Origin of the sequence: Streptomyces sp. NPDC101178 (genome assembly GCF_044767965.1) — a bacterium.
Taxonomy (GTDB): Bacteria; Actinomycetota; Actinomycetes; order Streptomycetales; family Streptomycetaceae; genus Streptomyces.
The window spans coordinates 181,703-205,159 of record NZ_JBIWOZ010000001.1 but is presented as its reverse complement, the minus strand read 5'-3'; the positions used below and the strand labels follow the sequence as shown (position 1 = coordinate 205,159).

At 71.6% G+C, this 23,457-nt stretch carries 25 protein-coding genes and 1 tRNA gene; 17 read left to right on the top strand and 9 right to left on the bottom strand.

Translation table 11 applies throughout. The annotated features are described in order from the left end of the window. Positions 1-159: 159 nt before the first annotated feature. The 5 genes from ACIRR8_RS00930 to ACIRR8_RS00910 all read left to right on the top strand — a co-directional run bounded on the left by ACIRR8_RS00930 (position 160) and on the right by ACIRR8_RS00910 (position 4,209). Positions 160-618 (top strand): peroxiredoxin, encoded by a 459-nt coding sequence (locus ACIRR8_RS00930; protein WP_404057558.1) that lies wholly within the window; start codon positions 160-162, stop codon positions 616-618. A gap of 138 nt (positions 619-756) precedes the next feature. Further along, positions 757-1,332: a TerD family protein gene (locus ACIRR8_RS00925; RefSeq protein ID WP_018511706.1), complete on the top strand. Its 576-nt coding sequence runs from the start codon at positions 757-759 to the stop codon at positions 1,330-1,332. Positions 1,333-1,499: 167 nt separating this feature from the next. After that, positions 1,500-2,075, top strand: a complete 576-nt coding sequence (locus ACIRR8_RS00920) for a TerD family protein (protein ID WP_404057556.1) — start codon at positions 1,500-1,502, stop codon at positions 2,073-2,075. Between the two features lie 70 nt (positions 2,076-2,145). After that, positions 2,146-3,306: a DUF475 domain-containing protein gene (locus tag ACIRR8_RS00915; protein ID WP_404057554.1), complete on the top strand. Its 1,161-nt coding sequence runs from the start codon at positions 2,146-2,148 to the stop codon at positions 3,304-3,306. Between the two features lie 168 nt (positions 3,307-3,474). Continuing rightward, positions 3,475-4,209, top strand: coding sequence for a Tellurium resistance (locus tag ACIRR8_RS00910; protein WP_404057552.1), 735 nt, complete (start codon positions 3,475-3,477; stop codon positions 4,207-4,209). Between the two features lie 68 nt (positions 4,210-4,277). Here ACIRR8_RS00910 and ACIRR8_RS00905 read toward each other — a convergent pair whose 3' ends face one another. Then, positions 4,278-5,192: a TerD family protein gene (locus ACIRR8_RS00905; protein ID WP_404057550.1), complete on the bottom strand. Its 915-nt coding sequence runs from the start codon at positions 5,190-5,192 to the stop codon at positions 4,278-4,280. Between the two features lie 246 nt (positions 5,193-5,438). Between ACIRR8_RS00905 and ACIRR8_RS00900 the strand changes: the two genes are divergently transcribed. Genes ACIRR8_RS00900 through ACIRR8_RS00885 form a run of 4 tightly spaced genes read left to right on the top strand, consistent with a single transcriptional unit; the run spans position 5,439 to position 10,695 of the window. After that, positions 5,439-6,611, top strand: a complete 1,173-nt coding sequence (locus ACIRR8_RS00900; protein ID WP_404057548.1) for an HpcH/HpaI aldolase/citrate lyase family protein — start codon at positions 5,439-5,441, stop codon at positions 6,609-6,611. Between the two features lie 22 nt (positions 6,612-6,633). Then, positions 6,634-9,150 (top strand): phosphoribosyltransferase, encoded by a 2,517-nt coding sequence (locus ACIRR8_RS00895; protein ID WP_404057545.1) that lies wholly within the window; start codon positions 6,634-6,636, stop codon positions 9,148-9,150. Further along, positions 9,147-9,980, top strand: a complete 834-nt coding sequence (locus tag ACIRR8_RS00890; RefSeq protein WP_404057543.1) for an HAD family hydrolase — start codon at positions 9,147-9,149, stop codon at positions 9,978-9,980. Before ACIRR8_RS00895 ends, ACIRR8_RS00890 begins: the two co-directional genes overlap by 4 nt. A 55-nt stretch (positions 9,981-10,035) precedes the next feature. After that, a complete protein-coding gene (locus tag ACIRR8_RS00885) occupies positions 10,036-10,695 on the top strand; it encodes an O-methyltransferase (RefSeq protein ID WP_404057541.1) in 660 nt (219 codons plus the stop codon). Positions 10,696-10,758: 63 nt separating this feature from the next. Here ACIRR8_RS00885 and ACIRR8_RS00880 read toward each other — a convergent pair whose 3' ends face one another. From ACIRR8_RS00880 to ACIRR8_RS00870, 3 genes are all read right to left on the bottom strand, one after another. After that, positions 10,759-10,977 carry a zinc ribbon domain-containing protein gene (locus ACIRR8_RS00880; RefSeq protein WP_029394866.1) on the bottom strand — a complete coding sequence of 73 codons (219 nt, stop codon included), beginning with the start codon at positions 10,975-10,977 and terminating at the stop codon, positions 10,759-10,761. Between the two features lie 107 nt (positions 10,978-11,084). Further along, the gene (locus ACIRR8_RS00875) at positions 11,085-12,581 is read right to left on the bottom strand and encodes a hypothetical protein (RefSeq protein WP_404057538.1); all 1,497 of its coding nucleotides are present in this window, start codon (positions 12,579-12,581) and stop codon (positions 11,085-11,087) included. Positions 12,582-12,665: 84 nt separating this feature from the next. Further along, positions 12,666-13,466 (bottom strand): DUF4097 family beta strand repeat-containing protein, encoded by an 801-nt coding sequence (locus ACIRR8_RS00870; protein WP_404057536.1) that lies wholly within the window; start codon positions 13,464-13,466, stop codon positions 12,666-12,668. 232 nt (positions 13,467-13,698) lie between these two features. On the opposite strand from ACIRR8_RS00870, the gene ACIRR8_RS00865 reads away from it, so the two are divergent. The 3 genes from ACIRR8_RS00865 to ACIRR8_RS00855 all read left to right on the top strand — a co-directional run bounded on the left by ACIRR8_RS00865 (position 13,699) and on the right by ACIRR8_RS00855 (position 15,078). Then, positions 13,699-13,770: transfer RNA gene (locus tag ACIRR8_RS00865), tRNA-Val, on the top strand. Positions 13,771-13,935: 165 nt separating this feature from the next. After that, positions 13,936-14,334, top strand: coding sequence for a TraR/DksA family transcriptional regulator (locus ACIRR8_RS00860; protein ID WP_404057534.1), 399 nt, complete (start codon positions 13,936-13,938; stop codon positions 14,332-14,334). 102 nt (positions 14,335-14,436) lie between these two features. Continuing rightward, positions 14,437-15,078, top strand: a complete 642-nt coding sequence (locus tag ACIRR8_RS00855; protein ID WP_404057532.1) for a GNAT family N-acetyltransferase — start codon at positions 14,437-14,439, stop codon at positions 15,076-15,078. A gap of 34 nt (positions 15,079-15,112) precedes the next feature. Here ACIRR8_RS00855 and ACIRR8_RS00850 read toward each other — a convergent pair whose 3' ends face one another. Beyond that, positions 15,113-15,694, bottom strand: coding sequence for an SMI1/KNR4 family protein (locus tag ACIRR8_RS00850; protein WP_404057530.1), 582 nt, complete (start codon positions 15,692-15,694; stop codon positions 15,113-15,115). A 123-nt stretch (positions 15,695-15,817) separates the two neighbouring features. Between ACIRR8_RS00850 and ACIRR8_RS00845 the strand changes: the two genes are divergently transcribed. The 4 genes from ACIRR8_RS00845 to ACIRR8_RS00830 all read left to right on the top strand — a co-directional run bounded on the left by ACIRR8_RS00845 (position 15,818) and on the right by ACIRR8_RS00830 (position 18,364). Next, positions 15,818-16,051 carry a hypothetical protein gene (locus ACIRR8_RS00845; protein WP_404057528.1) on the top strand — a complete coding sequence of 78 codons (234 nt, stop codon included), beginning with the start codon at positions 15,818-15,820 and terminating at the stop codon, positions 16,049-16,051. A 206-nt stretch (positions 16,052-16,257) separates the two neighbouring features. Beyond that, the gene (locus ACIRR8_RS00840; protein WP_404057526.1) at positions 16,258-16,707 is read left to right on the top strand and encodes a hypothetical protein; all 450 of its coding nucleotides are present in this window, start codon (positions 16,258-16,260) and stop codon (positions 16,705-16,707) included. A gap of 1 nt (position 16,708) precedes the next feature. Then, a complete protein-coding gene (locus ACIRR8_RS00835) occupies positions 16,709-18,073 on the top strand; it encodes a DUF1254 domain-containing protein (protein WP_404057524.1) in 1,365 nt (454 codons plus the stop codon). A 51-nt stretch (positions 18,074-18,124) separates the two neighbouring features. Further along, complete coding sequence (locus ACIRR8_RS00830; RefSeq protein WP_404057522.1) at positions 18,125-18,364, top strand: DUF2277 domain-containing protein; 240 nt, start codon at positions 18,125-18,127, stop codon at positions 18,362-18,364. A 16-nt stretch (positions 18,365-18,380) separates the two neighbouring features. On the opposite strand, the gene ACIRR8_RS00825 is transcribed toward ACIRR8_RS00830, so the two are convergent. Next, positions 18,381-19,160, bottom strand: a complete 780-nt coding sequence (locus ACIRR8_RS00825; RefSeq protein WP_404057520.1) for a DedA family protein — start codon at positions 19,158-19,160, stop codon at positions 18,381-18,383. Between the two features lie 327 nt (positions 19,161-19,487). Between ACIRR8_RS00825 and ACIRR8_RS00820 the strand changes: the two genes are divergently transcribed. Further along, complete coding sequence (locus ACIRR8_RS00820; RefSeq protein ID WP_404058665.1) at positions 19,488-20,087, top strand: superoxide dismutase family protein; 600 nt, start codon at positions 19,488-19,490, stop codon at positions 20,085-20,087. A 304-nt stretch (positions 20,088-20,391) separates the two neighbouring features. Here the strand turns inward: ACIRR8_RS00820 and ACIRR8_RS00815 are convergent, their stop codons facing one another. The 3 genes from ACIRR8_RS00815 to ACIRR8_RS00805 all read right to left on the bottom strand — a co-directional run bounded on the left by ACIRR8_RS00815 (position 20,392) and on the right by ACIRR8_RS00805 (position 23,404). Then, a complete protein-coding gene (locus ACIRR8_RS00815) occupies positions 20,392-20,838 on the bottom strand; it encodes a DoxX family protein (RefSeq protein ID WP_404057518.1) in 447 nt (148 codons plus the stop codon). A 114-nt stretch (positions 20,839-20,952) separates the two neighbouring features. Continuing rightward, positions 20,953-22,632, bottom strand: a complete 1,680-nt coding sequence (locus ACIRR8_RS00810) for an alkaline phosphatase D family protein (protein ID WP_404057516.1) — start codon at positions 22,630-22,632, stop codon at positions 20,953-20,955. 127 nt (positions 22,633-22,759) lie between these two features. Beyond that, the gene (locus ACIRR8_RS00805; protein ID WP_404057514.1) at positions 22,760-23,404 is read right to left on the bottom strand and encodes an HNH endonuclease family protein; all 645 of its coding nucleotides are present in this window, start codon (positions 23,402-23,404) and stop codon (positions 22,760-22,762) included. Between the last annotated feature and the right edge of the window lie 53 nt (positions 23,405-23,457).

Below are 23,457 nucleotides of genomic sequence, written 5' to 3'. Positions count from 1 at the left end.
GCCCCCGGCGGCGCTTACGTGCCGCCGGGGGCCTTCGTACGTGCTCCGCCGGCCGTGCGTAGGGTGGGAGTCACCCGGACGGCCGGACGCGTGCGTACGGATTCGCACCGGCCGGACCGGGAAGCGAGAAGTGGGAAGCGGCGGAAGGGATACCTGTTCATGGCGATCGAGGTCGGCACCGAGGCTCCGGATTTCGAACTGAAGGACAACCACGGCCGGACCGTGCGGCTCGCGGACTTCCGGGGCGGGAAGAACGTGGTGCTGCTCTTCTACCCGTTCGCCTTCACGGGCGTCTGCACCGGTGAGCTGTGCGCGCTCCGCGACGAGCTGCCCCGCTTCGAGAACGACGACACCCAGCTGCTCGCCGTCTCCAACGACTCCATCCACACCCTGCGCGTCTTCGCCGAGCAGGAGGGCCTGGAATACCCGCTGCTCTCCGACTTCTGGCCGCACGGCGAGACCTCACGGGCGTACGGCGTCTTCGACGAGGACAAGGGCTGCGCGGTGCGCGGCACCTTCATCATCGACAAGGCGGGCACCGTCCGCTGGAGCGTCGTCAACGGCCTGCCGGACGCACGTGACCTGAACGACTACATCAAGGCGCTCGAAGCGCTCTGAGGCGATCTCCTGGCGCCGCCCGGCCAAAAGCCTGTTTTGGCCGGGAACCGGTCACTAGGATCCAATCGTTGATCCGATGCCAACGAACGACGGGGACGCTGGTGTCTGCCGGCCCCTGAGAAAACTACTGGAGGACTCGTGGGAGTCAGCCTCAGCAAGGGCGGCAACGTCTCGCTGACCAAGGCCGCGCCCAACCTGACCGCGGTCATCGTCGGTCTGGGCTGGGACGCCCGCACCACCACCGGCGGCGACTTCGACCTCGACGCCAGCGCGCTGCTGGCGAATGCCGAGGGCAAGGTCGCGGCGGACGGCAATTTCGTCTTCTTCAACAACCTGAAGAGCCCCGACGGCTCCGTCGAGCACACCGGTGACAACCTCACCGGTGAGGGCGAGGGCGACGACGAGGTCATCAAGGTGAACCTCGCCGGTGTCCCGGCCGACGTCGACAAGATCGTCTTCCCGGTCTCGATCTACGAGGCCGAGAGCCGTCAGCAGAGCTTCGGCCAGGTCCGCAACGCGTACATCCGCGTGGTGAACCAGGCCGACAACAGCGAGCTCGCCCGATACGACCTGAGCGAGGACGCCTCGACGGAGACCGCGATGGTCTTCGGCGAGCTCTACCGCAACGGCGCCGAGTGGAAGTTCCGCGCCATCGGCCAGGGCTACGCCTCGGGCCTGCGCGGTATCGCGCAGGACTTCGGCGTCAACGTCTGAGCACACGCACGCCCCAGCAGGACCGGGCGCGCAGTGCCGCGCCCACGCACCACCCCGTCCGGCGCCGCCCCGTGCGGCGCCGGACGCGCTCAACCGGGCGCTTTCGACGCCCGACCGCGGGTGCCGAAAGCGCCCGTCAGCGTTTCCACGACTCGGGGAGGACATACATGGGCGTCACACTCGCCAAGGGAGGCAATGTCTCCCTCTCCAAGGTCGCACCCAACCTCACACAGGTGCTGGTCGGGCTCGGCTGGGACGCACGCTCCACCACCGGAGCCGATTTCGACCTCGACGCCAGCGCGCTGCTGTGCCGGTCGGGCCGGGTGCTCGGTGACGAGTGGTTCGTCTTCTACAACAACCTCACCAGCCCCGACGGCTCCGTCGAGCACACCGGTGACAACCTGACAGGTGAGGGCGACGGCGACGACGAGTCGGTCATCGTCCGCCTCGACCAGGTCCCCGCCCACTGCGACAAGATCGTCTTCCCGGTCTCCATCCACGACGCGGACAACCGGGGCCAGGCCTTCGGCCAGGTCAGCAACGCCTTCATCCGCGTGGTCAACCAGGCCGACGGACAGGAGCTGGCGCGCTACGACCTGAGCGAGGACGCCTCCTCCGAGACCGCGATGATCTTCGGTGAGCTCTACCGCTATCAGGGTGAGTGGAAATTCCGTGCAGTCGGTCAGGGGTACGCGTCGGGGCTGCGCGGCATCGCTCTAGACTTCGGCGTCAACGTTTCGTAACGCCGCGCACGGCGCGGGGGAGCCCCGTACACACCGGGGGAGACCCTTACATGGACACGATGGGGTAGCAGTGGTTCTGAAAACCTTCGGCTGGTCGTTCGCGGTGACCGCGCTCGGCCTGGTCGCAGCCTTCTTCTACGGGGGGTGGCAAGCATTCGGCATCGTCGCGATCCTGACGATCCTGGAGATCTCGCTGTCCTTCGACAACGCGGTGATCAACGCCGGAATCCTGAAGAAGATGAATGCCTTCTGGCAGAAGATCTTCCTCACCGTCGGCATCCTGATCGCCGTCTTCGGCATGCGGCTGGTCTTCCCCGTCGTGATCGTGGCCGTGAGCGCCCAGCTCGGACCGATCGAGGCCATCGACCTCTCCTTCAACGACCCCGAGCGCTACAAGGAACTGGTGACGGACGCCCATCCGTCGATCGCCGCCTTCGGTGGCATGTTCCTGTTGATGATCTTCCTCGACTTCATCTTCGAGGACCGTGACATCCAGTGGCTCCGCTGGATCGAGCGCCCGCTCGCCAAGCTCGGCAAGGTCGACATGCTGTCGGTCTGCGTCGCGCTGATCGTGCTGATGATCACTGCCATGACCTTCGCGACCCAGGCCCACCAGCACGGTGGCGGGCACGTGGACAAGGCGTCGACCGTCATGCTCTCGGGTATCGCCGGTCTGATCACCTACCTCATCGTCGGCGGGCTCTCCGGATTCTTCGAGGGCAAGCTCGAAGAGGAGGAGGAGCGCGAGCACGAGGCCGAGGAAGAGGCCAGGAAGAAGGGCAAGCCCGTCACCGGGGTCGCCCTCGCCGGAAAGGCCGCGTTCTTCCTCTTCCTCTACCTGGAAGTCCTGGACGCCTCCTTCTCGTTCGACGGCGTCATCGGCGCCTTCGCCATCACCAACGAGATCGTGCTGATGGCCCTCGGCCTCGGTATCGGTGCGATGTACGTCCGTTCGCTCACCGTCTACCTGGTCCGCCAGGGCACGCTGGACGACTACGTCTACCTGGAGCACGGCGCGCACTACGCGATCGGCGCGCTCTCGGTCATCCTGCTGGTCACCATCCAGTACGAGATCAACGAGATCATCACCGGCCTGATCGGCGTCGTCCTCATCGGCCTCTCCTTCTGGTCCTCGCTCCGCCGCAACAAGGCCATCGCCGCTTCGGGCGGAGGCGGCGGGGACATCGGTGGAAGTCCCGGTTCCAAGGCTCACGTCAACTCCGGGGTGTGACCCGGTAGGGATTGAGGAACGCTCTCTGCGGGGCGGCCCACACGGCGACGGCTCTCCGGGACTCTCCCGGACCCGGCCCGGTGGCCGCCCCGCAGTGGTGTGCCGGGCCCGCGGACGGGCAAGGCGACAGGCCGACACGGCGAACAGGTCGGACAGGTGGGGGTTGGGATGGGGTTCTTCGACGGCCTGTGGCCGGCGCGCGCGGCACAGTTCGACTCGGGCAACGGCACGTCGAGCGCCATCGTGCTCTCGAAACGCAATGCCACGGTCTCGCTCAGCAAACAGGGCGCCCTCTCGGGCAACCTGAGGGTCAACCTGTCCTGGCGGATGCGTACGTCGGACATCGAGGGCCGCTCACGCCAGAGCGGCCGGCTGCGGCGCCCGCTCAAGCTCTTCCAGCCCGAGGTGGTGCAGGCGCACACCCAGGGCGTCGTCAACGTCGACCTGGACCTCGGCTGCATGTACGAGCTGGCGGACGGCACCAAGGGGGTCGTGCAGCCGCTGGGCAACCTGATCGGCGATCTGAACAGCCCGCCCTACATCCGGCTCAGCGGGGACGACCGCTTCGGCGCGCCCTCGGGCGAGACGGTCTACGTCAACCTCGACCAGCGCGACCAGTTCAAGCGACTGCTCTTCTTCGTCTACATCTACGACCGGACGCCCGCGTTCGACCGGACGCACGCCAAGATCACGCTCTACCCGGGCAACGGCCCACGGATCGAGATCGAGCTCGACGAGCGCGCGCCGCAGGCCCGCTCCTGCGCGGTGTTCACCGTGGAGAACGTCAAGGGCGAGCTGATCGTGCGGCGCGAGGTGAAGTTCGTCTACGGATTCCAGTCCGAGCTGGACCGGCTCTACGGCTACGGCATGCAGTGGGGACGCGGCTACAAGTCCCGGACCTGAGCCCTCAGGGCCGGATGAGTTCAGGTCCGGATGAGGTCAGGTCCGGATGAGTCCGGCCCCGGATGGGTTCAGGACCGGATGAACTGCGGCCCTTGCGGCGGCAGGACGAAGTGCGGGTCGGGCGCGTGGGCGGCGGCCGCGGCGGGCTGCGGATAGCCGTAGGCGGGCGGCGCACCGGCCGCCTGCGGGTAGCCGTATGCCCGCTGGGCGTTCGCGGCGGGCTGCGGCGCGGGCATGGCGGGCACCGGAGGCACGGCCGGAGGCGCGACGGGCGGCGGGTAGCCGTAGGCGGGCTGCCGGTGCAGGACGGTGGCCTGGGAGTCGGCGCCCGGCGCGGAGGCGGCGTGCGGGGGCGCGGCGGGATCGGGGACGGCGTGCGCGGGAGCCTGAGCGGCACCGGCCGGTTCCTCCTCCGACCCGTTCCCGGCTTCCGAGTCGTCGACCGAGATCCCGAAGGCGGTGGCGAGACCGATCAGCCCGGTCGGATAGCCCTGGCCGACCGCCCGGAACTTCCACCCCTCGCCGCGCCGGTAGAGCTCGCCGCAGATGATCGCGGTCTCCTTCCCGGTCTCCGGCCGCACGTCGAAGACGGCCAGCGGCTCGCCGTCGGCGAAGGCGGCGTCGAAGAGGAGTATCCGCAGGTCCGGCACCTGCTGAAAGGCGTCGCCGTCGGACGAGGCGGCGATGACCACCTGGTCCACCGACGGGTCGAGCGCGCCGAGATCCGCCTCGATCGTGTCCGTGAGTCCCTCGGGGACGCTGCGCTTCGGCAGCCGCCGGACCAGACCGGAGGGATGGCGGGGCTGGTTGTAGAAGACGAAGTCCTCGTCGGACCGCACACGGCCGGAGGCCCCGAGCAGCAGAGCGGAGGCGTCCACATCGGGAACGCCGGTCCCCGGGGTCCACCGCAGCACGGCCCGTACGGCCACGGCGTCGACCGGGACGTTCGAGCCCTTCAGCATCGTGTGCGTCATGGGCGTCATCCTGCCTGCCGGCGGCACGTGCGGGCAACGCGGGGGGCGGCAAAGCCCCGGTCCTGTTGCGGTCCTGTTGCGGTGGTAGCGAGCCGGAGAGAGGGAAGGAGGAGGGCCGGACGATACCGCCAGGAGAGGCCGGGTGAAGGGCGGGTAACCGGAAATTCATGTACATCGGGAACTGTTGACACTCGTCCGTACGTACTATTACCGGCCATACGTTGTCCGGCCGGTCAGGCAGTTCGGGGGAAACTCATGCGTCACTTCGGGCACATACCGCCCGCTGCCCGGGAGGGCCTGTTCTTCCGCGAGCCGTGCGAGTTCACCGCCGCCTCGCCCGCGAGCCTGCTCTCCGTCGCGCTGGGCGCCACGCTCTACTCCCCGGCCACCCGGCCCACCCTGGCCGACGACGTGACGAAGCAGGCCGGGCGCGGCGTCGTCTCCATGGTGCTCTGCCTGGAGGATTCGATCGACGACGCCGAGGTGGTCGACGCGGAGGCCAACCTGGTGAGGCAGTTCACCGCGCTCGCGGAGCGGGACGCCACGGGCGCCGGACTGCCGCTCCTCTTCGTCCGGGTCCGCGAACCGGGCCAGATCACCGACCTGGTCGACCGGCTCGGCACGGCCGTCCGGACATTGTCCGGTTTTGTACTTCCCAAATTCACCGAGAAGCGCGGAACACTCTTCCTGGAGGCCCTGGAAGAAGCCGAAGCCGCCTGCGGACAACGGCTGTTCGCCATGCCCGTCCTCGAATCGCCCGAGCTGCTCCACCTGGAGACCCGCGGCGAGGTCCTCCAGGGCATCGCGCGCTCCGTCGACAAATACCGGGACCGCGTGCTCGCCCTGCGGCTCGGCGTCACCGACTTCTGCTCGGCCTACGGACTGCGCCGCGCCCCCGACATGACGGCGTACGACGTCCAGATCGTCGGCTCCGTCATCGCCGACGTGGTCAACGTGCTGGGCCGGGCCGACGGCACCGGCTTCACGATCACCGGCCCGGTCTGGGAGTACTTCCGCCGCCAGGAGCGCATGTTCAAGCCCCAGCTGCGCCGCAGCCCCTTCCTGGAGGGCAGCGCCGAGGAGCTGCGTACGGCGCTGATCGAGCACGACCTCGACGGACTTCTGCGGGAGATCGAGCTGGACCGGGCCAACGGCCTGCTCGGCAAGACCTGCATCCACCCCTCGCACGTGGCACCCGTCCACGCACTCTCCGTGGTCAGCCACGAGGAGTTCACCGACGCGCAGGACATCCTGCGGCCCGAGCGCGGAGGCGGCGGGGTGCTGCGCTCGGCGTATACGAACAAGATGAACGAAGTGAAGCCCCACCGGGCCTGGGCCGAGCGCACGCTCCGGCGGGCCGAGGCCTTCGGTGTGGCGAGCGAGGACGTCGGCTTCGTGGACCTGCTGGCCGCCGGCCTGACGAAGTGAGCGCGCGTGGCGGCGCGTACCGATGACCGAGCGTAGTGAGCGCGTACCGACGAGCGGGCGCGCGAGGAGAGAAGAGGCCGTGGACGTGGTGTGGTCGGGCGACTGGGTGGCCGAGCGGCTGGGAGTGGCCCTGGAGGGCGACGGGGAGCTCCAGGAGCTGCTGGGCCTCGCCCTGCGGCGCAACCCCAAGCGGGCCCACCTGCTCGTCTCCAACGTGCTGGGCAAGCACGTGCCGCAGAAGCCTTCGGTCGTGTACGGGGCCGGGTACGGGCTCGGTGAGCGCGTACGGGCGCTCCTCGGCGCCGACGAGGCCCGCCACGCGGTGGTCCTCGGGTACGCGGAGACGGCCACCGGCCTCGGCCACGCCGTCGCGGACGGCCTGCGGGACGCCCCGTACCTCCATTCCACCCGGCGGCCCGTCCCGGGCGTCGCGCAGGCCGGCGGCTTCGAGGAGGCCCACTCGCACGCCACCTCGCACCTGCTGCTGCCGGAGGACCCCGAGCTGCTGGCCGGAAAGGCGGAGGCGTCCACTCTGGTGCTGGTCGACGACGAGTTCTCCACCGGCAACACCGTGCTCAACACCATCCGCGCGCTCCACGAGCTGCATCCGCGCGACCGGTACGTCATCGTCGCCCTGGTCGACATGCGCTCGGCGGGCGACCGCGACCGGCTGACGGCCTTCGCCGCCGAGGTCGGCGCCCGCGTCGACCTGGTGACCCGCTCCTCCGGCACGGTCACGCTCCCCGAAGGCGTACTGGAACGCGGCCAGGCCCTGGTCGCTGCCCAGGAGGCGGAGCAGACGGGCCGGGCCAATGAGGCCCACGAGCACGCCGCCCCGGTCACCCGCGTCGCCCTGGACTGGCCCGCAGGCGTTCCCGACGGCGGCCGGCACGGATTCACCCCGGCGCACCGGGCGGCGCTCGAAACGGTGCTCCCGGGGATGGCGGAGCGGATCGCGGACGCGCTGGACGGCGGCGCCCGCCACGGCCGCGTCCTCGTCCTCGGCTTCGAGGAGCTGATGTACGCGCCACTGCGCCTGGGCACCGCGCTGGAAGAGGCGCTGGGGCCCGACGCGGACGTCCGGTACTCCACGACCACCCGCTCGCCCGTCCTCGCCGTCGACGACCCGGGTTACGCGATACGCACCCGCCTCGTCTTCCCGGCCCACGACGGTCCGGCGGACGGCCCCGGCGACCGGTTCGCGTACAACGTGGCGGGAGCGGGGTTCGACGCGGTGGTCGCCGTCGTCGACTCCACCGCCGACACTCCCGGGCTCCACGCCCCCGACGGCCTGCTGGCCCGCCTGGCGGCCCACGCCGGCCAGGTCCTCCTCGCGGTGGTCCCCTCGTACACCCCCACACCTGTTCAGGAGTCCGCCGTGCTGCCCGAGCCCCTCCGAGGTCCCGACTTCTCCAGTTACGCGCCCGAGGACGTCGGCTGGCTGCTCCAGGACCTCTCGGACACCGAGCTGGAGGCGCCGACCGAGGAGCGCGAGGAGGCGATCCAGAGCGGCGGCGCGCACTACGCGGAGTCGCTGCCCGTCGAGTACCAGCCGAGCGCCGAGTACCAGTCCCTGTTCACGGCCGCCCTGGACGCCTCCGCCGCGCGCATCGCCCGTGCGGTCGGCACCGTCACCGAGACGGTCCTCGCCGAACGCGGCCCGCGCCCGGTCCTCGTCTCGCTCGCCCGCGCCGGAACGCCCGTCGGGGTCCTGATGCGTCACTGGGCCCGCCACCGGCACGGCCTGGACCTGCCGCACTACGCCATCTCCATCGTCCGGGGCCGGGGCATCGACGCCACCGCGCTGCGCTGGCTCGCCGCCCATCACGACCCGGCCGACGTGGTGTTCGTCGACGGCTGGACGGGGAAGGGCGCGATCACCCGCGAACTGGCGGCGGCGATCAGCGCGTTCGAGGAGTCGACCGGGATCGCCGGCTTCGACCCGGAGATCGCGGTGCTCGCCGACCCCGGCGGCTGCGTCCGTACGTACGGCACCCGCGAGGACTTCCTGATCCCCTCGGCCTGCCTCAACTCCACGGTCTCCGGCCTCATCTCCCGTACGGTGCTCCGCGCCGACCTGGTCGGGCCGAACGACTTCCACGGCGGGAAGTTCTACCGCGAGCTGGCGGAGTCGGACGTGTCCGGCGACTTCCTGGCGGCGGTGACCGCGCGCTTCGACGAGGTGGCGGACCAGGTGGAGGCGGAGACCAAGGAACTGCTCGCCGCCGACCGGGCCCCGACCTGGGAGGGCTGGGCGGCCGTCGAGCGGATCAGCGAGGAGTACGGCATCCACGACGTCAACCTGGTCAAGCCGGGCGTCGGCGAGACCACCCGGGTCCTGCTGCGCCGGGTCCCGTGGAAGATCCTCGCCAAGCGCGGCGCGGGCGCGGACCTGACCCACATCCGGCTGCTGGCCGAACAGCGCGGCGTCCCGGTCGAGGAGGTCGACGACCTCCCGTACAGCTGTGTCGGTCTGATCCACCCCCGGTTCACGCGCGGCGCGACGGGCGCGGACGGCAAGGCGGTGCAGGGCGCATGAGCACTCCTGTTGCCGGGAACGGCTCCGCCACGCTGGTGGCGAGCGACCTCGACCGTACGCTGATCTACTCGGCGGCCTCGCTCGACCTGACGATGCCCGACGCGGAGGCTCCCCGGCTGCTCTGCGTCGAGGTGTACGGCCACAAGCCCCTCTCGTACATGACGGAGACGGCCGCCGCGCTCCTCACCGAGGTGGCCGGCTCCACGGTCTTCGTCCCCACCACCACCCGCACCCGCGAGCAGTACCACCGCATCCACCTCCCCGGCCCCGCCCCGCGGTACGCGATCTGCGCCAACGGCGGCCACATCCTGGTCGACGGCGTCTCCGACCGGGACTGGCGGCAGCAGGTGGAGGCGCGCATCGCCGAAGAGTGCGCCCCCCTCACCGAGATCCGCGCCCACCTCGCCACCACCGCCGACCCGGCCTGGCTCCTCAAGGAGCGGGTGGCCGAGAACCTCTTCGCGTACCTGGTCGTCGAGCGCTCGCTGCTGCCCGAGGAGTGGGTGAAGGAGCTGGCGGTGTGGGCGGAAGAGCGCGGCTGGACGGTCTCGCTCCAGGGCCGCAAGATCTACGCGGTCCCGGTGCCGCTCACCAAGAGCGCCGCCATGAACGAGGTCGCCCGCCGCTCCGGAGCCACCCGCACGCTGGCCGCCGGGGACTCCCTTCTCGACGCGGACCTGCTGCTCGCCGCCGACCTCGGCTGGCGTCCCGGCCACGGCGAACTGGCCGACCACGACTGGCGGGCCCCGCACGTCGTGGCGCTCAAGGAGCGGGGCGGGGCGGCGGGGGAGGAGATCCTGCGCCGGTTCCTGGCGGCTTCGGCCGCGTAGGTCCGGCTCCGCGCGTTCGGCTGCGCGACTGCGTGGGTTGGGGAAGGCTGGAGCCATGACCAAGGGCAACGAGACCACGATCACTCCCGAGCTGTACGCGTACATGCTGGCCCACAACCCGCCGCTGGACCCGGTCCAGCGGCAGCTGGTGGACACCACGTACGCCCGCTTCCCCGACCACGCTGGCATGGTGTCGGCCGAGGAGCAGGCCCCGCTGCTCGCCTTCCTCGTCCGGTTGGTGGGCGCCCGGCACGTGGTGGAGGTCGGCACGTTCACCGGGTTCAGCGCGCTGGCGATGGCCCAGGCGCTGCCCGCCGACGGCACGCTCATCGCCTGCGACGTCTCGGAGGAGTGGACGGCGTACGGGCGCGAGGCCTGGGAGAAGGCGGGCGTCGCGGACCGCATCGACCTGCGCATCGCCCCGGCCCTGGACACCCTGCGCGCCATGCCCGCCGAGCCGCACATCGACTTCGCCTACCTGGACGCGGACAAGGGCGGCTACATCGCGTACTGGGAGGAGCTGGTGCCCAGGATGCGGCAGGGCGGCGTGATCGCCGTGGACAACGTGCTCTTCCACGGCGGTGTCACGGACCCGCACGCCACCGGATCGACAGCGGCGATCAAGGAGTTCAACGACCACGCGGCCGCCGACACCCGGATGGACAGCGTGCTGCTCACGGTCGCGGACGGCCTGACGCTCGCGCGCAAGAAGTAGCGCGCGGTCTCATTCCGCCTGCTCTGTCGAGCGGCTTCTGCTTGCTCCGTTACGCGGCCGGGCTCAGCCGCAGCAACCCCCGCCGCAGCAGCCTCCGCCCCCGCCGCCGTTGGACGGCGCGGGCGCGGACGCGGCGGCGCCGCCCACGGCCACGGCGGAGAGCAGCTTGACGGTGTCGTCGTGGCCGGCCGGGCAGGAGGCCGGGTCCGAGGACTGCGCCATGGGACGGCTGAGTTCGAACGTGTCTCCGCAGGTGCGGCAGCGGAATTCATAGCGAGGCATGGCCTCAGGCTAGAGCCATCGCCGCCGGACGGCTACGGCCACCTGGAACCCATGCGGCTCCGGCCACCTGGAACCACGCAGCTCCGGCCACCTGGAACAGCGCGGGCTCAGGCCCCGCCGCCGCGCTCCTCGCGGATGTCGGAGACGACCCGGGCCGCGGTCTGGCGCACGGCCTCGGTCTCGGTCAGGAAGTGCCAGTAGTCGGGGTGGCGGCCCTCAAGAGCGGCGATGGCCCGGTCCAGCCGTGCCACCGAGTCGTCGAGCGGCCGCGCGTGCCGGGGATCGGGGGTGTGCCGGCCGGCCATGGCGAGGCGTTGCGCGTCCCGGACGGCGAAACGGGTCCGCTCGATCTCCTGCTGCGGGTCCTTCGCCACGGCGTCCAGCCGCCGCAGCCGGTCCCCGGCCGCGGAGACCGCCTCGTCGACCGCGTTGAGCAGGGCGCGGACCGTGGAGAGCCGGGACGTGGCATCCGCCCAGCGCTGCTCGTCCCGCGCCTTCGCCGCCTCCGCGAGCTTCTCCTCGGCCTGCCGCACGTTCACGGCGGCCTGTTCCGGCACCGGCTGGAGATCCTGCCAGCAGGCGGCCGAGAACCGCCGCCGCAGCTCGCTCAGGACCGGCTCCACCGAGCCCGCCCGCGTCGTCAGGGCCTGGGCGCGGGTCCGCAGTGACACCAGCCGCCGGTCGATCTCGGCGGCCCGTTCCGGCAGCCGCTCCGCCTCCACCCGCAGCGCCTCCGCGTCGCGCAGCACCACATCGGCCCGCTGGAGCGTCTCGGCGACCCCGTGCTTCCCCGCTCCCTGGTTCAGCTTGGTCAGCTCCGGGGCGAGGGCGGCGAGCCGGGCCGCGAGCTCATCGGCGCGCAGCCCCGCCGCCCGTACGGCATCGAGCGCATTGCTCGCCCCGAGCAGCGCCTGCCGGGCCCGCTCCACGGCGGGGGCGAGCCGGGCGAGCTGGGTCTCCGCACTGCCCAGCAGCGTCCCGAGCCCCTGCCCGAACCGGTCCAGCTCGCCCTTGACCCGTACGAGATCGTCCTTGGCCCGGGTCAGCTCGGTACGGGCGCTGGCGGCGGCGGAGGGCTCCAGATCGTCCCGGTCCAGGTCGTGGGCGTCGACGGCGGTGATGTAGGCGTGGCTGACGTCGTCGATGCGCCGTCCCAGCGCGGCGAAGTCCTCCGCCGCCTTACGGCCGCGTGGGGAGTTGTCGACGGCGTTGATCGTCTCGATGGAGATCTTGAGGTCACGCTGGGCGGTGTCCAGCTCGTAGAAGGCCTCGGCCGCCGCGTCCCGTGCCGCCTGGGCCTCGGCACGCTGGCTCTCCCCGCGCCCGCCGAACCACCGCCGGGTGCCGCCCCCGGCGAAGGCGGCGGGCAGCGTGGCGACGAGCACGGGCACAGGCAGCAGCGCGAGGACCAGAACATCCCGGAGCCCCTGGAGTGCCGAGCCTGCCCGCCTTCCCGGCGCCCGCCGCGCATGGACCTCGCCCTGGGATCCGGCTCCGTTCCGGGCACCGGCTCCGCTCCCGGCTCCGTTCCGGGCACCGGGGACGCTCTCGACGGCGGAACTCCCACCCGCTCCTGCCTCTGGCCGCGTGTGTGTCGCCGTCACATCCCTCTCCCGTGCTGTTCCGCCCCTGCCGATACATTCTCCCACCAGGTAAGGACGAACACACGGGCCCGATAGTTCGCGGTTCTAGTCCGCCGTTCGAACCTTCACCTCCCCGTTGGCGCTGCGGGCCTTCACCACATGGGCGCTGCTCTCGCTGCGCGGCACCTTGACGCTGACCTCACCGTTGTCGGCGTTCGCGTCCACGGCGTACTTCTGTCCGCCCCGCGGCAGATCGATGACGATGCTCCCGTTGTCGCTGACGGTGTCCACCAGGTCGGGCACGCTGCTGAAGCCCAGCCGGATCTCGCCGTTGTCCGCGCGGGCGACCACGGACTTGGTGCCTATCCGCTCGGCGAGGACCGACCCGTTGTCGCTCTTGAGGTCGAGCGGCCCGCCGGAGTCCCGGACGACGATGTCGCCGTTGTCGGCGGAGAGCCGCAACGGGGCGTCGAACCCGGCCGCGGTGATACGGCCGTTGTCCGCGTCGGCCTTCACCGTCACCCCACGGGGCACCTTCACCTCGTGGCGCGCGGCACAGTTGTTGATCATGGCGTCGCACTTCACCCGGAGCGTCAGGGTGTCGTTCTCCATCTTCCAGACGGGATCGGGCCCACTCCCCAGCACGACCCACCCGTCGACCTGCCGCTCGACCTCGACCTCGTCCACATCGGCCGGCACCAGGGTCACGGTCGAGTCCTCGGCGTCGATGGTCAGCGTCTTCCCCTGCAATGCGAACGACGTGCGCTCCACGGGTGCGTCATCGATGTCGGTGCTCCCGCACCCGGTGAGACCGAGCGCGAGCAGAGCGGCCCCGCTCCCCACGGCGAGCAGCCGGCCGGGGGCCCTGCGGCGCGTGCGGGTCGGTGAGCTGGTACGGATGTCCACGATGATCGGTCCCCCAGGAGATACGGCCGGACGGTGCCACCGGTCGTCGCCGCCGGTGTACTGCAAACCGTATGTACCGGGGCGGGGTCAGGGGCATCCGGACGGCTACCGTCTCCGAGGTGGGGTTAACCCCCGTTCGGGGCCGGCGCTCGGGGTTCGGGCCGCCCCGATCGGTTCCCGATCCGGTTTATGAGCAGGAGGTCCGGTCCATGTACGCTGTTGCCTCATCCACGGGTGCGTAGCTCAGGGGTAGAGCGCTGCTCTTACAAAGCAGATGTCGGCGGTTCGAAACCGTCCGCGCCCACCGTTGCGAACGGCCAGGGCCCCGACCGTCACGGTCGGGGCCCTGGCCGTTCGCCAGCCGTCCGCAAACCCTCCGTATGCCCGTCCCGGTCCCGCGGGTCTCAGGTGCCCGGAAGCCGCCGGTCAGCGGGGGAATGGGCGCTCCCCGTCCGGCGTTGTGGAGGGGATGACCGAGGACACGCGTGATGGCCCGTCCGTCCCGCCCGAGCGCGAAGTCGTACGGCAGCGACTCCTGGCCGAACACGCCGATACGAGCGAGCGGATGGCGGCGCTGAGCCGTGACTTCGAGGCCATCGTCGAGGCGAACGCCCTGGTGGCCGTCGACGACGAGCATGACCCCGAGGGTTCGAGCACCGCCTTCGAGCGGGCCCACGTCGCCGCTCTGCTGGCGCAGGCGCGGGAGCACCTGGCTGAGCTGGACCTGGCCGTGGAACGGCTGGCGAGCGGCGACTACGGGCGCTGCGAGGTGTGCGGTGAGCGGATTCCGGCCGCCCGGCTGGAGGTGCGGCCTGCGGCCACGACCTGTGTCGGTTGTGCGGGTGGGAGTGCGGAGCGTCGCCGCTGAGCGTGCCGGCGGGGTCCTACGGCCCATCCGCCGGGTGCTCCATGATGGGTGGCCGCCCCGTGGGCGCGGTCGTACGGGGGCGGAACGGGGAGAGGAACAGGCATGGGGCAGACACTCGCGGAGATCCTGGACGGGGCCGCGCGCGGTCGGTTTCCGGCGGCTGACGGGGGGACCACCGTGGTGGAGGCGCCGAATGGGCGGGACAGCGGCGTGATCGCCTTCACCGCGCACTCGGTGGTCTTCACCGACGAGGATCCCGCATGGGTCCGCGCGACCCTGGCGTCCCTGGACTGCGATGCGCTGGCCGCCACGATGCATCCGCGCTTCCTGTGCGCGTTCCTGGAGCGGACGGGCCGGACCACCGACACGATCGACCTCCTCACGGTCGCGCCCGCTCTCCCCGGCGATCCTCCGCTGGACCTGCGGGAGATCACCGATCCCGTTCACCCCCGGGTGGTGAGCGCCCGCAGGCGGCGTGACGGCGTGCGGATGTGGGCGGTCGACGGTGGGGTGCTGGTCCTCGGGCGCGGGGTGGCGGGGCGCTGGGAAGTGGCCGTCGAGCTGGACGAGGAGGCCCGGCACCGGGGTCTCGGGCGGGCCCTGGCCACCGCCGCCCGTCACCTCGTGCCCAAGGGCGAACCGCTCTGGTCGCAGCAGGCCGCGGGCAACGCGCGCAGCATCAGGGCGTTCCAGGCCGCCGGGTTCCGGCCGGTGGGGTCGGAGGCGTTGCTGCTCGGCCGGTGAGGGCGGGCTGCGGGCGGCTGACGGGTTCGGTGGGCTACCGGTCCTCTCCCTGAGCGCCAGGGACGGTGGCGGAGCCGGGCGCGGTGAGTTCGAGTGTTCTGTCGGTGCGTCCGGCGCTCATGATGTCGAGCCAGCTCTCGTACCAGTCGAGGAAGTCGGTGGCGGGGGAGACGTCGGGGCCCCAGTGCCCGTCGCTGTTGCCGGTGAGGACACGGCCGGTCAGCGGGCCGGTCAGGGCGAGGACGCAGACGTCGGCGCAGCCCATTTCGATGATGTGCAGGAAGAGATCACCCTGGCCCGGCGGCCGGTCCGCCTGTTCGAATCCGCAGGGCGTTCCGGGCTCCCCGATCGGTTCCATGACCAGAAGGCGACACCGTTCGAGCGGGAAGAGGCCGTAGAAGGGTGCCGCGCCCGAGCCGCTTACATGCATGACGAACTGCCGGAACGCATCGGGGAGGACGATGCCGCGCTCGGCCTCGATCGCGGTGACGCGCCCTCCCGGCAGCTTCGGGCCCGGGCGGAACATGTGGTGTTCCTCCCCGAAGGAGCGGCTGCGCAGTGGCTGGAGCGGGATGGTGTCCAGCTTGTGGCGCAGGCGGGGAATGCGCGGGTCCATGGCTCATCCTCTCGCGTTCAGGGCGCGCGGCCGGATGATTTTCGGAGCGGGGCGCAGCCCTCGTCCGCCGCCGCCGTCTCCTCCCGGGATGCGTTCCCGCGAGCGCCAAGGCACCGTGGAGACATGGCCGCGCACCCGCCTGTGATCGTCTACCCGCCCTCCGCGACCGGAGCGCGGCGGGTCACCGTGCACGGGCAGATCGTGGGGCTGGCGCACGGGCGGGGTGAGGTGGCCGCGTTGCTGCGGGCCGCCGGGTTCGCGCCGGGGCCGGACGAGGCCGTCGAGCTGGACCGGCCGGGGCTGATCGAATGGCGCGGCGGCGACCTCGACACCTGGAGCCCGGCCACGAACTCGTAACCCGTTGAGTGCGAGTGGCCGTCCCACCCGTTGAGCGCGAGAGGGCCTGCGCACCCGGTGAGCGCGAGAGGGCTTTCACTCGAACGGGTGCGTCCAAGTGGCTTGCCGGGGCGGGCGCAGGGAACGTCGGAGCTGATCTGCACGCACCATCAGCGCAGGTCAAGACCGCAGGCGCCCGGCGTGCCTGCCCAGGCCGAGGAGTTCTCATGTCCCAGCCCAGCGCACCGACGCCCGGCAGCAGCACCTCCCGCTCCACCGCACCCGGCGACGGCTCCGGCAACCCGTGGGCGGGCGGCGGAACGCTGTTCGCCGGGTTCCTGCTCCTCGTCGACGGTGTCCTCGGAGTGATCAAGGGCATCGCGGGGATCGCCACCAACGACGTGTACACGGTCGTCAACGACTACGTCTTCAAGTTCAACGTCACCGCGTGGGGCTGGATCCACCTGATTCTCGGCGTGCTCCTGATCTTCGTCGGCTGGGGCATCCTCAAAGGCGCGTCCTGGGCCCGGGTCGTGGGCATCGTGCTCGTCTCGCTGAACCTGATCGCCAACTTCATGTGGCTCCCGTACACGCCGGTCTGGGCCGTCGTCACCATCGCCATCGACGTCTTCATCATCTGGGCCCTGTGCACCGACCGCTCCAAGCCGGTGTACTGACGTGGCCGACCGCACCGGGACGGAGCTCGTGGACCTCGCCGCCGAGGCGTACGTCTACGGATACCCCCTGGTGTACGACCTCTCCATGGTCGGGAGATCGCTCCGTGAAGGGTTCGGCGGGATGGCGGCCGAACCCTTCAACCGGTTCGCCCACTCCGAGCACCTCGCCGACCACCGTACGGAGTTCGTCTCCGTCAACAACGACACCGTCTACTCCATCGCCCAGCTCGACCTCTCCGGCGGGCCGCTGCGCCTCCACGTCCCCGGCACCGGCGGCGCGTACTACGTGCTCCAGTTCGTCGATGCCTGGACGAACCCCTTCGCGTACGTCGGCCGGCGTGCCACCGGTACCGGCGAGGGCGAGTGGCTGACCGTGCCGCCCGGCTGGGCCGGCAGCGTCCCCGCCGGCCTGCGCGGGGTCATCGACGCGCCCACCTCCGTGGTGACCGTCGTCGGACGCTACGCCTGCGACAGACCCGGCGACCTGCCGCGCGTCCGAGCGCTCCAGGAGCGGCTCACCCTCACCCCGCTCGACGGCAGGCCCCACCGCACCGGCCTGCCCGTGCCGGAGCCCGGCGTACCGGAGGAGCTGCGGTTCCTGGAGGAGCTGCGGGTGTGGATGGCCGACTTCCCGCCGTCCGCGGCCGACCAGGCGTACCAGGACCGCTTCCAGCCGCTCGGGCTGCTGGAGGAGGGACCTTCGCCGTACGTCGCCGCCGCCCCGGACCTCGTCGACGCGCTGGCCAGGGGGCTGGAGCGGGGGCGAGCCCGGGTCGAGGGGGTCAGCCGCGCCGGGACGGGCGGCGGCGCGGGCCGGAGGCCGGGGAGCTGGGAGCTGGACCCGCACCTCTTCGACTACAACCTGGACCACTTCGGCGTCGGCACGGTCGACTCGCCGCAGTGGCGGATCGCCGACCGCGAGGCCTCCTACCTGGCCCGCGCGGTCGCCGCCCGGATCGGGCTGTGGGGGAACCACGGGTACGAGGCGGTGTACGCCCAGACCTTCCAGGACAGCGAGGGCCGGCAGCTGAACGGGGCGTACTCCTACCTCCTGCGCTTCCCGGAGCCGCCGCCCGTCGAGTCGTTCTGGTCGGTGACGATGTACAGCACGCCGGATTACCGCCTTGTCGACAACCCGGCCCGCCGCTACTCGATCGGGGACCGTACGCCCGGCCTCGTCCACGCCGGCGACGGCTCGCTCACCCTCCACCTCTCCCACGACCGGCCCGCCGACCCCGCCCACGCGGCGAACTGGCTCCCCGCGCCCGCCGGAGACTTCCGGCCCATGCTGCGGCTGTACACACCGGGTGCCGAAGTCCTCGACGGGACGTACGCGATCCCCGTCATCGAGCGGGTCGAAGGGTAGGAGCCGGCAGCGACGCGAGCCGTTGTCAGTGGTGCGGTCCACACTGGAGTCATGTGCCGCAGCATCAAGACCCTTCGCCCGCCCGCCCTCCCCGAAGAGGCCACCGAGGAGGACATGCGGGCCGCCGCCCTTCAGTACGTACGCAAGGTGTCCGGCTTCCGCGCGCCCGCCGCGCACAACCGGGAGGTGTTCGACCGTGCCGTCGACGAGATCACCGAGGCCACGATGAAGCTGCTGGACGGCCTGGAGATACGGGGCTCGGCCGCCGCCCGCGGCACCGCCGAGAGCTGAGGCCCTGACCGACGGCTCAGGGCGAGACCGGCGCCGGTGACGTGACCGGGGCGGGTCCGTTCGGCGGGCCGGGAATGGTGCCGGGGGCCGGGGTGGCCTGGGAGGTGGTGACCGAGGTGCCGGATCCGGATGCGTCCGCCGGTACGGAGGATGCCTGGAGAGCCCCCGCCGAAGCCGCCCCCGCCTCCCGCGCCGCCTTCGGGCGCTTCACCACGAACGCCGCCAGGGCGCCCGCCATGAACAGGGCCAGCACCGAGACAGCCGTCCCGAACCAGGTCGAGCCGAGCCACCGGCCCCCGAAGTAGCCGAGGCCCACGCTGTAGCCCGCCCAGACCAGGCCCGCCACGGCGGACCAGGGGAGGAAGTCCCGCTTCCGGCGGTGGGCCGCGCCCGCCCCGAGCGAGACCACCGAGCGGCCCGCGGGGGCGAACCGGGCGATGATCACCAGCGCCCCGCCGCCCCGGCTCAGTGCCGCGCCGAGACGTTCCTGCGCCTTGGTGAGGCGGCGCGAGCGTGCGATCGCCCGGTCCAGCCGGTCGCCGCCGCGCCAGGCGAGGCGGTACGCGACGAGGTCGCCGAGGACCGAGGCGGTGGCCGCGCAGAGGATGAGGACGACGAGCGAGGGCACCTCACCGGTGGCGTCGCCCGATCCGTTGACGCCGGTCGAGCCCGCGGCGGCCGCGGTGGCGACGGTGATCACGATGACACCGCTGGGCAGCAGAGGGAGGAAGACGTCCAGGAGCACCGAGGCCGCGACCACCACGTAGATCCATGGGCTGCTGGTCAGTGCGGCCACACTCTCTAGCACCCGTCGACTCCCCGATCGTGTCAACGCCGCGACGTCGCAGGGGAGCGGCATGGGCGGCAGGTTCAGCTGTACAGCGTACGCGTGGAGGTTCCGCGCAGATGGCTCAGGGTCGGGTGATGTTGTGCGGGTCGTGTACACCTCGCCGGTGGTACCGGCGTTAGGCAGGCCGAAGCGACCGGCACGAGCGAGGAGCCACAGGTGGACAGGACAGCAGGGGCAGCGGGGACGACGGCGACGGCGGGAACGGTAGACGTGGCAGGGGCGGGAGAGGTGTCGTCGGTGCGGCCGCCCGGGACTGTCCGGCGGAGGCTCCTGGTGGGCGCGGCGGCCCTGGTGATGCTCGGCGGCGGCGTCTCCATCGCCCACGGCGCGGCGGACGGGCCGGACGGCGGAGGCCACGCGGCCCACACCACCGCCGCCACCGGTGGTGCCGAGGAGGCGGGACCGGTCGGCGGTGCCTCGCGGAGCGGCGTGTTCTGGATGCGGGCCGACGGGGTGTTCTCGCCGCCCGGCTCCTTCGTCCCGTCCGACGCGCTGACGTACGACACCGCCCTCGTACCGGCTGCCGCGCGGATCGAGATCACGCAGTACGCCGACCGGACCAGCCACCGCGTCGGCACCCGGCTGCGCGGCCTCGTCCCGAACCGTGCGTACGGGATGCACGTCCACACCTCGCCCTGTGCGGCCGATCCCGCCTCGGCGGGGCCGCACTACCAGCACCGCGCCTCCGCCACCGCGGACCCGGTCAACGAGGTATGGCTGGACTTCCGCACCGACCGGAACGGCGTCGGGGAGGCGGAGGCCCGGCACGAGTGGGGGTTCCGGGACGGCGGGGCGCGGTCGGTGATCGTGCACGACGCGCAGGGCGGCGCGGGCAAGCGGGTGGCCTGCTTCACGGTGCCGTTCTCGTCCTAGGGTCTGTCGTCAAACTGCCGTCGTCGCCCGAAGGGCGGCCGCGCGGCGTATGGTGCGTGCGATCGCAAGGCGCCGGAATGGTCTCGGATGGGGTCTCCCCTGCTCGAACGCGGTTGAGAGCTTGGGGAAGGAGCTACTTGGCCATTTCGGCAACGCCGCGAGCGTGCGTGCCAGGCGTCGCGCGGCAGGCGGCAGTTTGACGACAGACCCTAGGCCACTGCTGTAGGGCTGTGCCCTGCCCCCACGCGACCGTCGCGTCGCGGGGAGCGGGGCACCGTACCGTCCGCGGCCGGGTCTGCGGGCCTCAGACCGAGACCGGCGTGGCGGGCTCGCGGCGGGAGTCCTCGGCCGGGGCGTGCTCGGCGCGCGAGCCGAAGAGGCGGTCCAGGGCGAGGGCGCCCGGGCCGGTGAAGACCAGCAGCAGGAACGCCCAGCAGAAGAGGGCCGACGCCTCACCGCCGTTGCCCACCGGGGCGAGCGCCTCGGGCTGGTGGACCGTGAAGTACGCGTAGGCCATCGAGCCGGAGGCGATGAAGGCGGCGATACGGGTGCCGAGGCCGAGCGCGACCAGCGTGCCGCAGACCAGCTGGATCAGGGCGGCGTACCAGCCCGGCCAGGTGCCGGCCGTCACGTCGCGGCCGCCGAGCACGCCGAAGAGGCTGGAGGCGCCGTGGAGGGCGAAGATCAGGCCGACGACGAAGCGGAAGAGGCCGAGCGCGTAAGGCTGGGCCCTGTTCAGATGAAGGGTCATGGGGGGATGGGCTCCTCGGTCTGGGTGGGGGCGTGAACCGACTGAGCGCCTCAGGTTAGGGAAACCTCACCAGTACTTGCAAGTTCAACATTCTGTCGGGTGGCTGAAAATCGACTAGGTCTCCTGGGTGAGTGAACGCTCAAGAACACTCACGAGCTGGTTGTCGCCGCCGCTCGACTTGGCCTGGACCAATGTCAGCGCAGAGTTCCGGCCATTCAGGGTCAACGTCATCAGCTGGTTGCCGAACCACGGGCCGCCCGCCCTGCTCCAGGTGACCGGCGACGGTTCCGTACGCGCGTGGCGGGTCAGCAGGCGGCCGATGCGCCGGCCCACCCCGCTCCAGCCGAAGCGGAAGCCCAGCCGGATCGACCGGGGGACCGAGTTGTGCACGGGTGAGCACGTCAGCTGGAGAACGCGGGATTCCGGGGCGCCGCCGGGCGTGGTGGCGGGCCAGTGCGGTTCGGCGACGTAGGCGTGGTGCACGTCCCCGGACAGCACACATACCGTCGCCGGCGCGTCCGGACCGCTCCCGGCGCGGCGCAGCAACTCCGTGAACCGGCCGAAGGATTCGGGGAACGCGGCCCAGTGCTCCAGATCGGCCGCCCGGCGCAGCTTCTCGCCGAACCGCGCCCAGCGGCCACCGCGAGCACCCGCGCACAGGGCCGCGTCCCAGGTCTCCACGTCGTGGACGAGCGGCGGCAGCAGCCACGGCAGCGAACTGCCGATCAGGAGATGGTCGTACGCGGAGGGGTCCTCCAGCACGCGCTCGCGCAGCCAGTGGGCCTCACCCTCGTCCAGCATCGCCCGGTGCCCCTCGTCCAGGACGCGGGCCGCCCGGGTGTCCACCATCAGCAGGTGTACTCGGCCGAAAATGCGTCGGTAGCTCCAGCGGGTCCGGGCCGGATCGGCGTCGGTCTCCGCCGCGAAGCGCCGGAGCGTCTCGGTGCCGTCGGGCAGGGCCGTCACGGTGGCGTACACCGGATCGGCCGCCAGTTCGGCGGGGGAGAGGTTGCCGAGGTGCTGGTAGACCCAGTACGACATCAGCCCGCTCACGATCCGCTCGTGCCACCAGGGCGTGGCGCGCATGTCCTGCTGCCAGGCGGCGCTGGTGTTCCAGTCGTCGATGACGTCGTGATCGTCGAACATCATGCAGCTCGGCACCGTGGAGAGCAGCCAGCGCACCTCGGGGTCGCGCCATGATTCGTCGTACAGGCAGGTGTACTCCTCGTAGTCCGCGACCTCCGTGCCCGGCGGCTCGCGCAGGTCGCGGCGCGTCGCCAGCCGCCGCCGCGTCGCCGCCGACGTCTCGTCCGCGTACACCTGGTCGCCGAGCAGGAGCAGGACGTCGGGCCGCTCCGCGGCGGGGTCCGCGGCGAGACGGGCGGCCAGGGTGACCAGCGCGTCCGGGCCCACCGGATCGTCTCCGCCGCCCGGGGCCGCGGCCCAGCGGCACGAGCCGAACGAGATCCGTACACCGGGTCCTCGGGGCGCGCCCGCGCCCACCGGTGGTGTGGTGATGGTGCTCGGTGGCAGGCGTGCGTCCTCGGGCGGCCACACGCGCCGGTCGTCGATCAGCACCTCGTACGCCGTCGTCGTGCCGGGCGTCAGCCCCTCCACGACCACCAGCGCGTAGTGGTGTCCGGCCACCGCGAAGGTCGGGGACGACCCCGAGGCGCCGTCCGCGCACCGGACCTCCACTGTGCACGGACGGCTCGCCTCGGCCCAGACGGTCGCGGTGGAACCGGACTCCCAGTCGACGTACCGCAGCAGCGGCCCCAGCCGTAGTCCGGCCATGTCGTGCCCTCCTCGCGCCCGCGTCCCGATGGGCTCCGTAACGTACAGAACGACGGAGGAGGGCGCACGGGTTCGGGGGCCGGGGTGGCCTGGGGGCGGTCGGAGGATGGCCGGGGGTGGCCTGGGATCAGCAGCCGTTCAGGGCCGTCTGCAGGGCCGACTTCTCGGCGGAGTCCACGCTCAGGTTGTAGTGCTTCTTGACGTGGACCCACGCGCGGACGTAGGTGCACTTGTACGCGGCGCGCGGCGGCATCCACTTGGCCGGGTCCTTGTCGCCCTTGGCCTGGTTGACGTTGTCGGTGACCGCGATGAGCTGCGGGCGCGTCAGGTCGTTGGCGAAGGACTGGCGCTGGGCGTTGGACCAGCTGCTCGCGCCGGAGCGCCAGGCCTCGGCGAGCGGGACCATGTGGTCGATGTCCACGTCGGAGGCGGCGCTCCAGGTGGCGCCGTCGTACTGCGAGTACCAACTGCCGCTGACGGCGGCACAGGAGGCGTCCTGCTGGACGTTGGTGCCGTCGCGCTTGAGGACGACCTCGCGGGTGTTGCAGGCGCCCGACTGGGTGATCCAGTGCGGGAACTTGTCGCGGCTGTAGCCGCTGGAGGAGCCCTCGGCGCTGACGGTGAGCTGGCCGAGGTAGGTGCGCGCGGTCGCCGCGCTGACCGGGGTGGGGAGGGCGGCCTGAGCGGTCGGGGCGGTGAGCAGGACGGAGGTGGCGGCGAGGGTGGCGGTGGCGGCGGCGACGGCCGAGCGACGCGCGTAGATACCGAACATGCGAACTCCCTTTGGGGCGGGGGGTGCTGGGGCGGGCGGCATGTGGAGCCCGG

Bases quoted from the DNA above. Each gene is read 5' to 3' on its own strand.
- ACIRR8_RS00930 (WP_404057558.1), top strand. From the start codon at position 160: ATGGCGATCGAGGTCGGCACCGAGGCTCCGGATTTCGAACTGAAGGAC.
- ACIRR8_RS00920 (WP_404057556.1), top strand. From the start codon at position 1,500: ATGGGCGTCACACTCGCCAAGGGAGGCAATGTCTCCCTCTCCAAGGTC.
- ACIRR8_RS00910 (WP_404057552.1), top strand. From the start codon at position 3,475: ATGGGGTTCTTCGACGGCCTGTGGCCGGCGCGCGCGGCACAGTTCGAC.
- ACIRR8_RS00905 (WP_404057550.1), bottom strand. From the start codon at position 5,192: ATGACGCCCATGACGCACACGATGCTGAAGGGCTCGAACGTCCCGGTC.
- ACIRR8_RS00900 (WP_404057548.1), top strand. From the start codon at position 5,439: ATGCGTCACTTCGGGCACATACCGCCCGCTGCCCGGGAGGGCCTGTTC.
- ACIRR8_RS00895 (WP_404057545.1), top strand. From the start codon at position 6,634: ATGACCGAGCGTAGTGAGCGCGTACCGACGAGCGGGCGCGCGAGGAGA.
- ACIRR8_RS00890 (WP_404057543.1), top strand. From the start codon at position 9,147: ATGAGCACTCCTGTTGCCGGGAACGGCTCCGCCACGCTGGTGGCGAGC.
- ACIRR8_RS00885 (WP_404057541.1), top strand. From the start codon at position 10,036: ATGACCAAGGGCAACGAGACCACGATCACTCCCGAGCTGTACGCGTAC.
- ACIRR8_RS00880 (WP_029394866.1), bottom strand. From the start codon at position 10,977: ATGCCTCGCTATGAATTCCGCTGCCGCACCTGCGGAGACACGTTCGAA.
- ACIRR8_RS00860 (WP_404057534.1), top strand. From the start codon at position 13,936: ATGACCGAGGACACGCGTGATGGCCCGTCCGTCCCGCCCGAGCGCGAA.
- ACIRR8_RS00855 (WP_404057532.1), top strand. From the start codon at position 14,437: ATGGGGCAGACACTCGCGGAGATCCTGGACGGGGCCGCGCGCGGTCGG.
- ACIRR8_RS00850 (WP_404057530.1), bottom strand. From the start codon at position 15,694: ATGGACCCGCGCATTCCCCGCCTGCGCCACAAGCTGGACACCATCCCG.
- ACIRR8_RS00845 (WP_404057528.1), top strand. From the start codon at position 15,818: ATGGCCGCGCACCCGCCTGTGATCGTCTACCCGCCCTCCGCGACCGGA.
- ACIRR8_RS00840 (WP_404057526.1), top strand. From the start codon at position 16,258: ATGTCCCAGCCCAGCGCACCGACGCCCGGCAGCAGCACCTCCCGCTCC.
- ACIRR8_RS00830 (WP_404057522.1), top strand. From the start codon at position 18,125: ATGTGCCGCAGCATCAAGACCCTTCGCCCGCCCGCCCTCCCCGAAGAG.
- ACIRR8_RS00815 (WP_404057518.1), bottom strand. From the start codon at position 20,838: ATGACCCTTCATCTGAACAGGGCCCAGCCTTACGCGCTCGGCCTCTTC.
- ACIRR8_RS00810 (WP_404057516.1), bottom strand. From the start codon at position 22,632: ATGGCCGGACTACGGCTGGGGCCGCTGCTGCGGTACGTCGACTGGGAG.
- ACIRR8_RS00805 (WP_404057514.1), bottom strand. From the start codon at position 23,404: ATGTTCGGTATCTACGCGCGTCGCTCGGCCGTCGCCGCCGCCACCGCC.